15 protein-coding genes and 1 pseudogene are annotated in these 15633 nt (G+C 41.7%); 6 read left to right on the top strand and 10 right to left on the bottom strand.

Annotation, left to right across the window (positions count from 1 at the left end; all coding sequences use genetic code 11):
- Nucleotides 1–259: 259 nt before the first annotated feature.
- A complete protein-coding gene (locus tag D4T97_RS02380; protein ID WP_126047270.1) occupies nucleotides 260–1510 on the bottom strand; it encodes a DUF5068 domain-containing protein in 1251 nt (416 codons plus the stop codon).
- Nucleotides 1511–1772: 262 nt separating this feature from the next.
- Here D4T97_RS02380 and D4T97_RS02375 point away from each other — a divergent pair, with 262 nt between their 5' ends.
- From D4T97_RS02375 to D4T97_RS02360, 4 genes are all read left to right on the top strand, one after another.
- Nucleotides 1773–2471: a GTP pyrophosphokinase gene (locus D4T97_RS02375; protein WP_126047269.1), complete on the top strand. Its 699-nt coding sequence runs from the start codon at nucleotides 1773–1775 to the stop codon at nucleotides 2469–2471.
- A 38-nt stretch (nucleotides 2472–2509) separates the two neighbouring features.
- Nucleotides 2510–2944: a DUF5392 family protein gene (locus tag D4T97_RS02370; RefSeq protein ID WP_126047268.1), complete on the top strand. Its 435-nt coding sequence runs from the start codon at nucleotides 2510–2512 to the stop codon at nucleotides 2942–2944.
- 10 nt (nucleotides 2945–2954) lie between these two features.
- Nucleotides 2955–3575 carry a TetR/AcrR family transcriptional regulator gene (locus tag D4T97_RS02365; protein ID WP_126047266.1) on the top strand — a complete coding sequence of 207 codons (621 nt, stop codon included), beginning with the start codon at nucleotides 2955–2957 and terminating at the stop codon, nucleotides 3573–3575.
- A gap of 412 nt (nucleotides 3576–3987) precedes the next feature.
- Nucleotides 3988–4380: an SLAP domain-containing protein gene (locus D4T97_RS02360; RefSeq protein WP_164525442.1), complete on the top strand. Its 393-nt coding sequence runs from the start codon at nucleotides 3988–3990 to the stop codon at nucleotides 4378–4380.
- Between the two features lie 59 nt (nucleotides 4381–4439).
- On the opposite strand, the gene D4T97_RS02355 is transcribed toward D4T97_RS02360, so the two are convergent.
- The 9 genes from D4T97_RS02355 to D4T97_RS02315 all read right to left on the bottom strand — a co-directional run bounded on the left by D4T97_RS02355 (nucleotide 4440) and on the right by D4T97_RS02315 (nucleotide 14131).
- The gene (locus D4T97_RS02355) at nucleotides 4440–5237 is read right to left on the bottom strand and encodes an HAD-IIA family hydrolase (RefSeq protein ID WP_126047264.1); all 798 of its coding nucleotides are present in this window, start codon (nucleotides 5235–5237) and stop codon (nucleotides 4440–4442) included.
- A gap of 18 nt (nucleotides 5238–5255) precedes the next feature.
- Nucleotides 5256–6377 (bottom strand): ABC transporter ATP-binding protein, encoded by a 1122-nt coding sequence (locus tag D4T97_RS02350; RefSeq protein ID WP_126047262.1) that lies wholly within the window; start codon nucleotides 6375–6377, stop codon nucleotides 5256–5258.
- Entirely contained in the window at nucleotides 6364–7158 is a 795-nt protein-coding gene (locus tag D4T97_RS02345) for a sugar phosphate isomerase/epimerase family protein (RefSeq protein WP_126047260.1), read from the bottom strand. The genes D4T97_RS02350 and D4T97_RS02345 overlap by 14 nt, the downstream gene beginning before the upstream one ends.
- 17 nt (nucleotides 7159–7175) lie before the next feature.
- Entirely contained in the window at nucleotides 7176–7961 is a 786-nt protein-coding gene (locus D4T97_RS02340) for a carbohydrate ABC transporter permease (RefSeq protein WP_126047258.1), read from the bottom strand.
- A 12-nt stretch (nucleotides 7962–7973) separates the two neighbouring features.
- A complete protein-coding gene (locus D4T97_RS02335) occupies nucleotides 7974–8858 on the bottom strand; it encodes a carbohydrate ABC transporter permease (protein ID WP_126047256.1) in 885 nt (294 codons plus the stop codon).
- A 71-nt stretch (nucleotides 8859–8929) separates the two neighbouring features.
- Nucleotides 8930–10267 (bottom strand): ABC transporter substrate-binding protein, encoded by a 1338-nt coding sequence (locus tag D4T97_RS02330; protein ID WP_126047254.1) that lies wholly within the window; start codon nucleotides 10265–10267, stop codon nucleotides 8930–8932.
- Between the two features lie 224 nt (nucleotides 10268–10491).
- A complete protein-coding gene (locus tag D4T97_RS02325; RefSeq protein WP_235872129.1) occupies nucleotides 10492–11085 on the bottom strand; it encodes a glycerol-3-phosphate responsive antiterminator in 594 nt (197 codons plus the stop codon).
- 1066 nt (nucleotides 11086–12151) lie between these two features.
- Nucleotides 12152–12886, bottom strand: coding sequence for a polysaccharide deacetylase family protein (locus D4T97_RS02320; protein ID WP_126047252.1), 735 nt, complete (start codon nucleotides 12884–12886; stop codon nucleotides 12152–12154).
- 54 nt (nucleotides 12887–12940) lie between these two features.
- A complete protein-coding gene (locus D4T97_RS02315) occupies nucleotides 12941–14131 on the bottom strand; it encodes a DHH family phosphoesterase (RefSeq protein ID WP_126047250.1) in 1191 nt (396 codons plus the stop codon).
- Nucleotides 14132–14530: 399 nt separating this feature from the next.
- Between D4T97_RS02315 and D4T97_RS02310 the strand changes: the two are divergent.
- Both D4T97_RS02310 and D4T97_RS02305 read left to right on the top strand, forming a co-directional pair.
- A pseudogene (locus D4T97_RS02310) lies at nucleotides 14531–14658 on the top strand (IS1595 family transposase); the annotation flags it as partial.
- 135 nt (nucleotides 14659–14793) lie between these two features.
- Complete coding sequence (locus D4T97_RS02305; RefSeq protein WP_126048028.1) at nucleotides 14794–15297, top strand: DinB family protein; 504 nt, start codon at nucleotides 14794–14796, stop codon at nucleotides 15295–15297.
- Nucleotides 15298–15633: the final 336 nt, after the last annotated feature.

The following is a 15633-nucleotide window of genomic DNA, read 5'->3' as shown; positions in this document are numbered from 1 at the left end:
CACACATAAAACATAGGCTTTGCACGTTGAACTGCGAGGCTCGCACTTTTAAAAGACAGGATTCAAATATTGAACAAGAGAGTTCATACATTCAATTCCGGACATGCACGTTCAAACCATAATCTCGATCATCGCCTATAGCTCCTCCCACCTATCTCCTTTCACACCTTCTTCACGCTCCACCCTTGTCCAAGCCCTTTTTCACAAAAAAATCCGGTCCAAAATGATTTGATCACTTTGGACCGGATTACATTTCCGACTACTTCTTCACTGGCAATTCGAATGTGACTGTTTTTTCTTTAAACAGCGCCTTTGCGTTTTCATCTTTAAGCGGTCCGACTTGTAATTCAAACTTTTTAAAGATGTCGAACTCGTCTTTTCTGAACAGGAATACTGTGAGCAATTCATCTTTGTCCTCAGGGTTGAATGTTCCGGAGTAGTTCGGCTCAAGCATTCCCTGGTTGAACATCGTTCCACGGTTTTCATCAATTGTTAATTTTCTATCGATCAAATATTTATCAAAAGGAGTGTCGCTGCCGTTTTCGATTGTTGTTTTAAGAGTGATTGCCACCAGGCCGCTGTCGCCAAAATTTGAAAATCTTTCCGCATGGCCATCTGTTGGAGTCACGTTTGCATATTGGACGCCGTCTAGCGTAATTTTAACACCATCAATTTCTTTTGTTTCATTGATCTCGGTTTTCTCAAAAAAGATTTCCTTGTCCGCAATATTGTCTGTCACCATTTTATCCTGATACTGTTCTCCTGATGCTGCGGCTTTTTCAGCTCCCTTATCATTAAACGGCAATTTAAAGACAGCATCTTCGCCCAATCGTTTGGACGTGTCGTTATTTAAGAATAAGGCATCAATTTTCAATGTTGGTGAGCTCAATTTATCAAACTGTGCTTTTGTCATGGAATGGGCGTTCATTCCAGTAAAGCTCTTTCCTTTAGAGAATTGTGAAACATCTTCTGAATCGTCATCCTTCAGCCACTGATCTCGGTCGACAAGATGCCGTCTAGGGATGATGTAATCCGCTCCGTCATCCGACAACAGGGACACCCCTCCTGCATAATAAACGTCTTCCTTGGATTTGTTATCCAATGTCATTTTATATGTAAGGACATAGCCTTCACCCTCATCATCGAAGTTCGTCTTGCTTGATTCGTTCATATTTGATACATGGACAATTTGGTACTCATCAATTTCAATGATTACATCATCACTGAACTTATGTTTCAATCCTGGGTTTTTATTTGTAAAAATAACTTCAACATCTGCGCCCAGATCCTCAGCGATATATGGATTCAACACCGAGCCATCGTCTTCCTTTTCGGCAGATCCCTCTTCCCCATCTCTTTGCTCAGCATTCGTTTCTACAGCTTCAGTTTTGTCTGTTTTTTCTTCTGTTGCAGCCGGTTTCGCCTCTTCTTTTTTATCATCGGCCTTGCTTCCGCATGCTCCAAGCAAAAGGACCGCCAATATAAACATGGCAAACTTTTTAAGTTTCATTCCATTGTCCCCTTTTTTTACAATTTAGTTTCAAAAGTATCATAGCATTTACAAAGTGTTCTCGGAGCCGTTTCAGCGAAAACGAAACGAACGGCCTAACTGGACAAACACATACAAATAGTTCATTCGGCTTGGCTGTTTCCTTAATTTTACAATTCTGTCACTCTATTGTTTGAAACAACTCATTTACATAAAAAATTGACGAGTGACACGTTGTCATATAAAATGAATATGACAACGTGTCACAAAAGGAGCCAGTTTTATGGAACCGATAGCAGCAAATGACCTCGCCAATATGAAAAACCTTAAAGATTCGTTGGTCCGCTTTATGATGTCTTATAAATTTGCCATGGATGAAGTGAATACCAAAATTAATATTTTGAAACAGGAATTTCAATACATTGACGATTACAATCCGATTGAACACGTCACATCCCGGCTCAAATCACCTGACAGCATCATAAGCAAGGCTTATAGAAAAGGGAGTGATCTGGCGTTGCCGGCAATCAGGGAAAACATCCGGGATATTGCTGGAGTTCGAATCACATGCTCGTTCATTTCCGACATTTATAAAATAAGCCATATGCTGCAAAGCCAAAAAGATATCAAATTGATTGAAACAAAGGATTATGTGACGAACCCCAAGCCCAATGGATATCGCAGCCTGCATATGATCATTCAGATTCCTGTCTTTATGTCCGACAGAGAAGATCATGTGTATGTAGAAGTGCAGATACGTACAATCGCCATGGATTTTTGGGCAAGTCTTGAACATAAAATCTACTATAAATATGATGGCGATATACCCATCGAGCTGAAAGACGAATTGACGGAAGCTGCGTTTTCAGCACTAAAGCTGGATGAAAAAATGGAAAAGATCCACGAGCAGGTGAGCCGGATCAAGAAGCATGATGAAAGTGAAAAAAGCCATCTATTCGACGGGGCTACAATTATAGGATGAGCTTTTACATTAAATAACAAAAGAGGAGTGAAACAGCAATGTTTCCAATGGCAAATCTCCCACCTTTTATACAGAGGGAGCTTGAAAATCTAAGTGAACTCATACAGCCTTTATTAAAAAAATCGTCCAGATACGGATTTTGGGCACTGCCTTTAATTTTGATTTCCGTTTTCAACCTGGTGACCATTTTGTTTTTCATTCCTGACAGACAAAACATGGTACTGACCATCATTCTATACGCTGTGCTCGGGGCACTCGGTATGGCATTGTCCAGGGAAGCGAAGCACCACCGGAAAGAAATTCACAAAATCAGCGCGGATTATGTCATCAGCCGAATTGAAAAAAGTGATATCGCTCCCGCTTCCCTCAAAAGGAAATATACCTCTCTGGTAAAAGAGACTCCGGGCCTGGCAATCAACCACTTTGTGAAATTCTTGGAAGCAGAAAACAGGGAAAATAGCATTAAAGGATGAAGTAAAAATCATGCCAAAATTGACTTTTTACAATTTACCGGATGAAAAAAAAGAAATATTGATTCAAGCGCTCAAAAGGGAATTTTCGAGAGTACCACTGTTTGAGGCTTCCATTTCCAACATTGTGAAGGAAGCTGGCATCCCACGGGGAAGTTTTTATCAATATTTCGAGGACAAAGACGATGCCTACTTCTTTATACTCAATGAACTGGCGGAACAGGAAAGATACAACTTCCTATCTATCCTGCGCATGTATGATGGCGACCTGTTTGAGACAGCCATGGAGTTTTTTATACGCCTGTGCAATGAGGAGGAGCATTTCCACTTCTTGAAAAATGCCTTCTTGAACATGACGCAAAAAATAGAAAGCTCCTTTGCGCGAAGAATCAGCGACAATAGTAAAAACAGCGAAAACTTCAGAGCAACTGCCGCATTGATTGATAGAAGCAGACTGAACATCTCCAGCGAGAAGGAGCTTTTTCACGTCTTACAGATTATCACGTCGATCACGTTTCGTAATTTAGTCGAGGCATTCGCTCATGACTTGTCACATCAGGAGTCACTGGAGAATCTCAAGATGGAGTTGGAACTAATCAAAAAAGGGCTTGTCCGAGAGATGCCAACCACATAATAAACATTTAGCGCAATCAATTTTCGTTGGTGATAAACCCTAGCCTAACAGGTGGGGGAATTTAAAGATATTCTAGGGAAAATCCTCATTGAATTGACAGGAAATATGAGGATCAAGGGAATTATTTCTCGGGAAATATGTCGAAATCCCTCCTCTGTTTTTGACCCCTGTACAACTTGAAAACAATCACTTAGAATATGGGTACATTATGAGGAGGGAAGTTTCATCGATCCCATTCAATTGACTGTCGTCATTTCACTTGTCGTTTTTATAAAAAATCATACGTCTTTATTTGAAGACAAGAAAAATGTTCCTATTTATACTTCCATTTTTGAAGCTGGAGCTATTATCATCATTATCTTGCTTTTGGAATATTTTTTTCCCTTTTTAAAATAAGGAAGGTAGGATGTACATGAGCAAATTATCTTTTCATCCCGTTTGGGAACATAAATTGACCAACGAACAAAAAAAGGAATTCATGGAGATATTGAATTCATTGCCCCCATCGGAGATCGACCTGGAGGCAGTGCCAGTCAGGGGAAAGTATAAGAAGAACGGCGGCGTGGTCGCAACTGTGTTATTGAGGAACAGCTCTCACGAACCATTGGACATCAAGTGTGTAAAAGTGGAAATAACAGATCATGAAAATGAAGTTATTGCCACAGAAAGCTTCGCACCGGACCTGCATATAGAAGCCGATTCAGCCATGCCATGGTCGTTTGTCTTTGCAAAGGAATCTGTTCAGAAGCGAAGTGTCGATTCAATTAACTGGAAACTCAACATTTACTTACCGGAAATTGGATAATAAAAAAAGAGTGACTAATCGCCGCTCTTTTTGCCTTCTCTTTGACCTTTTCTGATTCCTCAACAAGGTTGTTTTACGTTGAAAAATAACGAGTTGAGGTCATTGACAATATAATCCGGGTAAATCTTCGCTTTATCAACATCCTCTTGCTTTGTCACTCCTGTCAAAACAAGACAGGTACTGATTTTATTAAATTTCCCCAAAAGAATATCGGTTTCCAGACGGTCTCCAATAATCAAGCACCGATCCCTGGCAACATTCAATTCCTTAAGTATTCGCTCCCCGTAAAAAGCGGAAGGCTTCCCTGTCACCTGGAAGATTGACTGGCCCGAAGCGACTTCAATGGCCCTGGCGATGGCATAGGTATCGGAAACGACCCCTCCTGGAACCGGACAGGTCGGATCCGGATTGGTCACAATGATTTTTGCACCGTTTCTGACAGCATGCATGGCCAAGTTCAATTTTTCATAAGTAAAAGAACGGTCAAGCCCAACGAGGACATGTGTCGCTTCCAAAGGGTCATCCGTCATTTTCAATGAAAAATGATCAAATTCAGTCTTGATTGCTTCTTCGCCGACAACATAAATGAGTGCGTCGGGAAAATTCTCCGAAAAATACAGTGCCGAGATGAACGGGCCTGTAAGTATCTCATCTTGATTTACCGCGATTCCAAATTCCTCCAATTTTTCCCTGCACTCTTCCCGTGTCCTGGTGGGCGAGTTGGTAATAAACATGACCTTCTTATCATTCATTCTTAACATTTCGAGCGTCTCTTTTGCACCGGGCAATATTTCATTTCCCAAATAAATCGTCCCGTCCAAATCAAAACAATACGCCTCAAAGTCATTTATATACATCCAGTGCCTCCTCCAATTTCAACAAGAAGTAAGTAAAGCCTCGCGACGAACTTCCATATTCTTTAACCGTTTCTCTGAGCTTTTGTCGAATAAGTGGATTGCATTTTCATTAAATGTAAGAAAAACTTTGTCTCCACTTTGTAAATGATCGTCCGTTTTACATTTAATTACAATTTCTTGGTTGGCCAGGCGTGTATGAACAAGCATCTCTGCTCCGTTTCTTTCTATTAATTCGACGCTTCCTTTGAGAGTGGTTTCTCGAGCGGAGATCGTAATATCCTCCGGCCTGATTCCCACAATGACACCATCACCATTATTTTGCTTAATAAGCTTTTCCTCATTTTTTGATAACTGATAGACCGCTTCGCCCAAACCGATGATAAATCGGTTTCCTTGAACCCTGCCATTCAATATATTCATCCCCGGCTGCCCGATAAACTCAGCCACGAATACATTATGGGGAGTTCTGTAGACCTCGGAAGGAGTTCCGATCTGCTGAATCAGCCCGTCCTTCATAATGACAATTCTTGTTGCCATCGTCATCGCTTCCGTCTGGTCATGCGTTACATAAATTGTCGTTTTCCCCAGTTGACGGTGTAGCCTGATAATCTCCGCCCGCATATGAACACGAAGTTTTGCGTCCAAATTGGAGAGCGGTTCATCCATCAAAAAAATGTCGGAGTCCCGGACAATCGCCCTGCCCAAGGCAACCCTCTGCCTTTGCCCTCCGGAAAGTCCTTTTGGTTTCCTTTTAAGCAAGCCGGTTAACTCCAGTATCTTGGCCGCTTCTTCTACTTTCGCCTTCACTTGATCTTTCGGCACTTTTTGACGCCTCAATCCAAAAGCCATATTCTCAAAAACGGTCATGTGAGGATAGAGCGCATAGTTCTGAAAAACCATGGAAATCCCCCGGTTTTTCGGTTCCACCTCATTAGCTCTTTTACCGTCAATGAATAAATCCCCTTCAGAAATATCTTCCAGACCCGCAATCATCCTTAAAGATGTTGATTTTCCACAGCCAGAAGGACCGACAAGCACGATAAACTCCTTTTCTTGAATATCCAAATTGAAGTTCTCCACAGAATAATCGTTGCTGCCAGGATATTGTTTACACACGTTTCTCAGCTTAATTTTTGACATCCTGCAACCCCCATTGATTCATTTTCACCTGATTCATCGAATGTTCGGCACGTTCCACAGTATTAGTTTCAAACACATACTTGAGCGGCTTGCCGTTTAAAGCTGAGAGCACAGGTTGGAAAGGAATCGTTCCTTCACCGATTTGCAAGTGTTCATCCATTTCACCATGGTTGTCATTGATATGCAGGCCGTACAAATGCGGAAAAGCTTTTTGGCATTCATCTAAAAACTGTTCACCCTCATTCATGTAGCAGTGCCCTGTATCAAGCATGATGCCTGCACGCGGATCATTGATCATTTCGATGACTGAAACGAGATCATCAATAGAAGCACCAACGGCATTTTCCGCATCAGGAACATTTTCAATCACAAGCCTTGTTTTTTCAGGCAATTCCTGAAGCATTTTTTTTGAAAAATCGGCCGCGGATTTCAGTCCGGCAACAATTGACGGATTGCTGCCCAAATGGAATAATACATACTCCACTTCCAATATTTCAGCTATCAACAAACATTTCTTCCAAATCTGTTCCGTCTCCTCATCTGGAGACGCGGGATTAAACCCTTCAATGGGCAAATGAAATCCGAAAGAAACACCGTTCTCTTTTGCATGCCTTGCCATATTTTCAATTTCTGACCTTTCCATATTCAGCAGAAGCCTGCCATGATACTTTCCTTCCCCCATGATTTCAATCGACTTCCAGCCCCCTTTTAGAATAAGGGCTTCAATAGCCGGCTCAATGGGCAATGCGAATAATGTATAAGTCGAAATAGAGTAACGCAATCTGCTTCCCCCTTTGTTCACTTGATTCCTGAATGCATGAAGCTTGAAATGAACTGTTTTTGAAAGATGAAGAAGGCCATGAGCAGCGGCAAGGCAACAAACAAAGTTGCAGCGCCAACGACTCCCCACTGGGCTCCGGAATCAGACGCTTTGGCAAACATGGAAAGTCCGACTGTCAATGGACGGTTCATATCCGAATCCGTGATAATCAGCGGCCATAAGAAGTTGCTCCACTGGTGGCACACCGAGATCAGGCCGAAGGCAATGTACGTCGGTTTAGCCAATGGAACATACACATGCCATATCGTCTGAAGTCTGCTGCAGCCTTCCATTTTTGCAGCTTCTTCTAATTCATACGGAATTCCTTTAAATGTCTGCCTCAGTAAGAAAATCCCAAAAGCGGAAATGAAATACGGGACCATGATTGCTAACTTAGTATCGTAGATTCCGAGCTGGGCAATCGTATTTGAATTAGGATAAATCAATAGCTCGATCGGAATCATGATTTGCACGAGATACAGCAGGAACATAATCCCCTGCCCGATGAAATTCATCCGGGCAAACGCATAGGCAGCAAGCGTCATCGTGACAAGCTGCACAGCCAAGATCACTACAACGATAATGATTGTATTCAAATAATATTGTGCAAAGGGAGCTGTCTTCCAAGCTTCGGCAAAATTGTTAAGTGTAAACGAGTACCCATCTGCTTTTACATCTTTAAAGGCCATATAGATGATTCCAAACAGTGGAAGGGCCCAAAGTAGAGCTAAAACATATGTCGAAATACTGATGAGGCGATTCAACTGTATACCACCTTAACTGTAATGAATTTTCCGATCCGCCCCAAAGAACTGGATGGAGGCGACCACAAGCATCAAAATTAATACAACTACTGTCGCAGTCGCTGCTTTTCCATAGTCCATGAAACGGAAAGTACTTTCATAGATATAATAGAGCAGCAGGTTGCTGGCGTTGTTCGGCCCGCCTTGCGTCATCACTACCAACTGGTCTACGGTTTTGAACGCATTCGTTGTTGCGATGATAAAAGAGAACAAGGTCGTCGGCATCAGCAATGGAAAGATGATCTTTCGAAATTGGACCCACTTGGATGCCCCATCCATATAGGATGCTTCCAGCAATTCCTTCGGAATATTTTGAAGGGCGGCCAGATAGAAGACCATGAAGAACCCAGCTTCTTTCCAGATCACCATCACCATGATGGCAATGAGCGCCGTAGTCGAGTTTCCGAGCAGATTCATTTCCCCTGCACCAAAAACCTTTAACAGGCTATTGACCATCCCGTACTCGGGCGTATAGAAAAACAGCCAGATAAACGCTGCGGTCACCATTGGTATGACAACGGGATAAAAGAAAAACGTCCGTGCCAGACCACTTCCCTTTATTGAGCGATTGACCAGCATAGCAAGGCCCATCCCGATCAGCACGCTCGTTGGAACAGTTCCTATAGCGAACCATAGATTATTGATAAAAGCCTTCCGAAATACCTCATCTTCCCACATCATTTTAAAATTACCCGAACCGATATAAACCGGATCTGCCGTTGATAAGTCCGATTGAAAAAAGCTCATGATCAGCGTCTTGATCATCGGATATAACGTAAACATAATGAGGAATATGAGGGACGGAAGGAGAAAAAGCCAGGCTGCTGCATTTTCTTTCAATTGTTTGCTTTTCCCCAATTCCTTCACCTCATCGAACGATTACTGACTTTCAGAACTTTAGAATCTCACTGCGCAGCTGAGACGACGTTTTACTTGTATGGTTTTAGCAGCGCCTCAGCGTCTTTTTGCGCTTTTTCCAAAGTTTCATCCACGTCTGCCCCATCAATGGCCGCCTGGATGGCATCGGATAAAATCTTGATGATCTTCCCTTGCTCGTAAACGGAAATTTCCTTATGGGCATTTTCCAGCTGCTGCTTAGCAGTCAACGCTTGCGGGAAAGAATCTGTGTACTCTTTTAGCGCAGTAGTTTCATAGCTTGACTGACGGGTTGCAATATATCCTGTGTCAATGCTCCACTGGGCCGCACGCTCCGAATCCGCAATCCATTTGATGAATTCCATAGAAGCGAGCTGTCGCTCTTCGGAAATGTCCTTGAAGATGTAGAAGTTCCCGCCGCCTGTCGGAGTGGCTGCCCGCTCATTTTCCGGCAAATAGGCTACACCAAATTCAAAATCAGCATTGTTTTTAACATTCGTCAGGTTCCCTGTAGTTGAGAGCATCATGGCCGTTTTTCCTTCAATGAAATCGGCAGGAACAGTATTCCAGTCAAGTACTCCCTCAGGCATCACTTTGTGTTTTTTGGACAAGTCAACCCAGTAATGAAGAGCCTCTTTGGCCGCATCTGAGTTAAAATAAACTTCTTTACCGTCATCACTCATCAAGTTTCCTTCGCCAGCTTGAAGGGCCAATGCCTGATAAATCCAATAGCCACTGATTGTAGCCGGCAACTCAATTCCCCACTTGCCATCTGTAGAGAGCTTTTTACCGTAGTCAACGACCTCATCCCAGTTGACAGGAGCCTTCTCAGGATCAAGACCTGCTTCCTTGAACATATCCTTGTTGTAGTAAAGCAAGACCGTACTACGTTGGAACGGGACAGACCATGTTTTTCCTTCTGCCTGTGAATTCAGCATGAATCCAGGGAAAAAATCATCCATCATTTTTTTAGCTTCCGGATCTTTTGCAATCATGTCGTCCAAAGGAATGATGGAGTCTTTCAATTGGAATAAATCTACGGACAAGAGCACCGCCATATCCGGAGATTTTTTGTTTTTAACAGCCGTCTGAACCTTTGTCATGGACTCATCATAGTTTCCGCTGTAGACCGGTTTAACCGTGACTTTTTTTCCATTCACTTCGATTCCTTCTTTGTTGAACTCCTCGGCATATCCGTCAATCACTTTCGTAATTTCGCCGCCGACGTTAACCGGGTAGTACCAGGTTAAGTCAATCGTTCCATTGGATTCACCGGATTTGGAATCACCTGATTTGTCGCTGTCAGCATTAGAACTCGAAGAGATGCCGCATGCGCTTAACAGACTAAAAACAAACAGAAGGAGTGCAAGAAATATTGGAGTTTTCTTCAATGATTTTCAACCTCTTTCAAAGTAAGTTATTGTCCTAGTAAAATTGGAGCTTTTTATTGCCGTCTTTTAAAATCCCCCTTTCCAACAAAAAGAGACCGCAAATATACTGTTCTTCAACAACAGATATTTGCGGCCTCTCTCATTGCGCCTGTTTGCTATGTACTTTTCAATTATCAATATACTAGACTATTGTTTATTTGTTATAAATGTATTGTAAAGATTACTTAAAGATTGTTCATATCCAGTTTCCACATTTCCGTATTGGAGGTTGTAACTGCAGCGGCTCCATGTTCCAAAGCCTCTTTTGCATGGTTAACTGTGGAAAGCAACCCTCCCGTGATGACAGGGACAGGAGAAGCGCCTGACAGCTTGTCCAGAAAATCCGGCGCCCGGCTCGGCATGATTTCTACGATATCTGCCTGCAGGTGTTCCAAACTGTTCAGCAAATGCTCGTAAACCTCTGTATCTATTAAAAAAATCCTTTGAACAACAAACATCCCTCTTGATTTAGCCCGTTTAATAATTCCAGATTTTGTCGTGACAATCCCAAACGGCTTAATATAATCGATAATAAAATCAATTCCATATTGATCCACCTGCAATCCGCCAATCTTCTCGACATGCAAAATGACAGGAAGCCCCTCACTTTGAAGCACATCCACATACTGTTTCACGTTTAAAATATTTCCCGTCATCAAAATGACAGCAGAAATGTTATCTTTGTACTTAATTACCTTCTCAATTGACTTGGGCTCTTTAATGGCAGCAATCAGCTTGTACTTCTTCAATCTCTCTTCAAAAACTTTTTCCATGTTCATAGTGCGGCACCTCTTGTCCATTAGATTTAGATGCGTCCTGAATATTAATTGTAACTCATTGAGTCAACAATGTTTTATTAATCTGACAAAGCTTGGGCCTAATCGAATTTTCGTGTAGAAAATCTGACGGACTTGATCAGAATAACTAGCTGCGGGCCTTTCGAAGTGGTTTGGACTTTTTAATTAGAAACAATTGATTTCGGTGTTTTAGAACCGTGCAATACCTATAGGGGGCACAACGTACAATTTATTTCTTGGTTACCCCAAAATCGATTTGTTCGATTTCTCGGTCACTATGAACTCTTCACAGCTCTTCTTAGTGACCGTATCAGCTTTTTTCCGGTGCGTCGGTCACTTAGGCTCATTCTTAGTGACCGTATCGGCTTTTTTTCCGGCGCGGCGGTCACTAAGACTCCTTCTTAGTGACCGTATCAGCTTTTTTTCGCAAACGTCGGTCACTTAGAGCCTTTCTTAGTGACCGTGGCAGCTTTTTATCTGGCGCGGCGGTCACTTAGACCCCTTCTTAGTGACCGTGTCAGCTTTTTTTCTGGCGCGGCGGTCACTTAGACCCCTTCTTAGTGACCGTGTCAGCTTTTTTCGCAAACGTCGGTCACTTAGACCCCTTCTTAGTGACCGTGTCAGCTTTTTTTCGCACACGGCGGTCACTTAGGCTCCTTCTTAGTGACCGTATCAGTTTTTTTTCGCACACGTCGGTCACTTAGACCCCTTCTTAGTGGCCCTGTCAGCTTTTTTTCCGGTACGGCTGTCACTTAGGGGGAGTACCCTACCAACAATTTTTTCGCTTTCTCAATCACTATGAACCTCTCTCGGTTACCCAACAAACAACTTTTCGGATTTTGCAGGCATGTCGCCTGAAGTATGTTCACCATTTCAAATGTAGAAAGGGCTGTGGCAGGTCCATTCCACAATAGACCCGCTGCCCCTCTCTGCTAGTGGGCTCCCTGTACGAAGAAGAAAATCCATACGGTCATTTTTTTCAAAAAAACCGCATGGATTTGGTAGCTTAAAATTATCCAATATATTGTCATCCGAAATTGACCCGCCTTTACTTCCTCTCAACAATCTCCGCAAATTCGTCCATCGTTGTTGAATACTTAATATATATTCGCGGTAATTTGTAAAGCTCATTCTTCGTGCCTTTTTCGGAAAATGGCTCAGGGATTGTTGCAATTCCGAACTTATAGTACTTCTTCGTTTCCGATATGACCTTGTCATTAAATTTTCCGTACGGGTACGCAAGTGCAATGACCGGTTTGCCCGTTATTTTTTGAATCTTTTCTTTGGACACTCCCAGTTCATAATCGAAATTTTTTATATTTGTTAAATCTGGATGTGTAGCCGTATGGGACTGGATGGAGAGCAAGCCTGAATCTGCCATCATTTTTAGATCCGTTTTTGATAATCGATTCGATCGGCCAATAAAGTCAGAGATGACAAAAAGAGTTCCCGCAGGCTTAAAACTTTCGGTCTCCAGCTTTTTAAAAGTCGAAAAGACATGTAAATTATTCTTGTAGCCATCATCAAACGTAATAAAGATCGGTTTGTTTACTTTATGAATGTCCCTCCAACGTTCAAATGTTAATAATGTGAATCCATGGTCCCGCAAATACATCATTTGTTTCTCGAAATTTTCCGGGGTTACATACAATTCTTTCGCACCGACTCCCTTGTACTCATCGATTGAGTGATAGATCAAGATAGGTATTTGCTGTTCTGCAAATGCTGGCGATGGCAGGAATGAGATAAAAAGGACAAAGATGAACAACGCTAATTTTTTCATATAAAACACCTGACCTCAGATTTCTAGTTGTTATGTTTCCACAGCAAACCTGGTCTACTCACTCCCCCTGCTCGCCTTTACCTCTTCCATTAGGTAATTAACAAATGTCTCATCTCTTACAAGCCATACGCCATAATTTCTTTTTAGAAAAACTTCTGCTTCATCGAAACTGGAAAAGGTCTTATCCAACCTATTGTTATAGTGATCGATGGCCCAGTCGGTTTCATTTAATGGATATAGGAGAAAGACCTCCTCTTTCGAGTTTTTGTACAAGGAGCCGAATAAGGAGTGTTTCAAGTTATAGCGATTCCTTTTAGCATCCTCCCGTAATGGCTCTATATGAAAAGTTTCCACGACAAACTGTCTATAGGCTTCTTCATTTAAGGAGCAGCCAGCGGCTTTCGCGTGACCGCCGCCTCCAAAATGTCCTGCAACCTCAGAGACGTCCACATGATCGTGGATCGTTCGAAAACCCATCCTTTTTCCACCCATATTTAAAATAGCGATGTAATCAAGATGTGGGTATTCTTTACCGAGTTCATTTCCAAGTTCCGAATGATATGATTCCGCATAAACGACTCCGGCAAAAAGGCCGCCCACTTGTGTCTGAACAAGCTCATGCTTTTTTCGCCGGATATAGCGATCCATTTTATGCTCATCCATGTCCAAAATCTTCTTTTCAAACTCATCAAAATCAAAGTGAGCGCTTGTTTTCAGCCTGCCGATCATTTTCTCTTCAAATTCCTCAATCGACACCAAAAAAAAGAGCGCGTTCAATCGATGGGCCTGGTGATTGCCGTTTTTCTCCCATTCCCAGGTATCATACTGTCTGACAAGCTCGACAAATTCAGCTACAACCTCGGTCGGCTCCAAGAGGTTATGATCAACGAGATATTTATAAAATAAAGAAGTCGCAGAGGTTAACTTTCCTTCATCGTCTTCGACTTTGACCTGGCCCCATTCATAATCGTTAAAATGCAATGCCGTTTTATGATGATCAAGGAGCCGTACCTTCCCACCCGCCTCATGAAATGTTTGAAGTCTTTCTTCATTTTCTTCATTTACGGACAAATCCGTAATAAACAAAAAGGTATCACGATCATCATTTTCAAAAAACCATTCAACTTCGCGAGCGAGTCCCGCCCCGGAACTGTAACGGACCTTGACATCTTTTCTAAAAGCGAGTTTCGCCAAAATACCGCATCCAACTCCGTCCAGATCATTATGAGTCAACAGCTTATACATGTTCTCACCTCAGCATGTAGTATCGGTTTAAATGATAAAAATTATTGAGGTAAAAACTTAATTTTCCATTGACACCTTTCAGTGCTCCACTCATTAAGATCACTTTTAAGTACAGCGTTTTCTTTCATTCCTTTTCAGTGTTGCATACAATACAAGGCACTGTTCAAACCATTATTTATTCTTAGGGAAAAACAAACCTGATAGTTCTACTTTAGAAGGTACCATCATAAAATAAAAAAGGGACGCCAGCTGCTGCTGGCATCCCGGCATATGAGCTACATTGTAAGAAGTGCAGTTACCTGATAAGAAGAAATGACTCTCCTCGCCGGTCTAAGCAAGGGAGAGTCATTTCTTTTTGTATTCTTATTAAAAGCCAGGAAAATAATAAGATAATACTATAATTATCTTACTTGGTTTATATTTGTTGATAGTCATAGTAACGAAAGCATCAATCAGCATATTAAAGAATTTGTATTAACATCATTTTTATTTGAAATGAAAGCACATATGGCAGTTTGCGACTGTGAAAACTCAATGTGCAGCAATTACCGAACTAACGAAAGATCGTAAGGAAGGAGAGTCGAAAAACACAAACGAATGTTTTATAATATTTCTTCCGGAAAAATCATAGAAATGTGGATTATGGAGGGATTATAAATAATATGTATGTAACGATTGCAGATTTTATTAGAGAATGGAATTGGGAGGCAACGCTAACTCAAAAGGTTTTGGATGGTTTAACTGATGATTCATTGAAACAAAAAGTTTACTCAGAAGGGCGTACTTTGGGAAGAATTGTTTGGCATTTCACAACAAATATTCCAGAATATTTAGCTCACTTCGGGTTGAAAGTAGATGAAGTAGAAAATGCAGAAAATGTCCCTAACTCGGCTAAAGAAATTGCTGAAACCTTTAAACACATAAGTTCTTCTGCGATCAAAGTAATCGAAGAACAATGGACAGACGACTCTTTGAAGGAAGTGCAAACTGCATTTGGCAGGGAAGAAACTAATGCTCAAATTTTAATGGGACTAATCAAGCACATTGTTCATCATCGTGGACAAGCTACAATTCTTATGCGTCAAGCAGGAATAAAACCTTTTGGTGTTTATGGACCACCAAAAGAAGATTGGATTCATTTAGGCGTGGAAAACCCACCACTGTAACGAACAAATTTGTTAGTAAAAGGAATGGAAAACCCTATATCCATAGGGTTTCCCATTCCTTTTGACCAATTATCAACCTTGTAGTTTAACAGAGACTTCCATTAAAAAGGGCCGATTGTTTTAATAAAGTTAAACAACACTCTTCAACTGAGCTGCTTCGTTCCTATTGTAAGGTCAGCCAGAAAAGAAAATATTTCTGGTTGACCTTTTTTTATGGTTTTATCATAACGATAGCCGGGGTAAAACATAACTTCCCGTGGGGCATAGATCCAGTCATCTAAACAGTTTGCCCACAGCCCTTCTCCTCGAGAGCGGCCGCTGCCCACCCCGCTTTTA

Source organism: Siminovitchia acidinfaciens (assembly GCF_003605385.1).
Lineage (GTDB): Bacteria > Bacillota > Bacilli > Bacillales > Bacillaceae_C > Siminovitchia > Siminovitchia acidinfaciens.
Note: the sequence above shows the minus strand (reverse complement) of the source record. Positions and strands in the feature narration are given on the sequence as shown.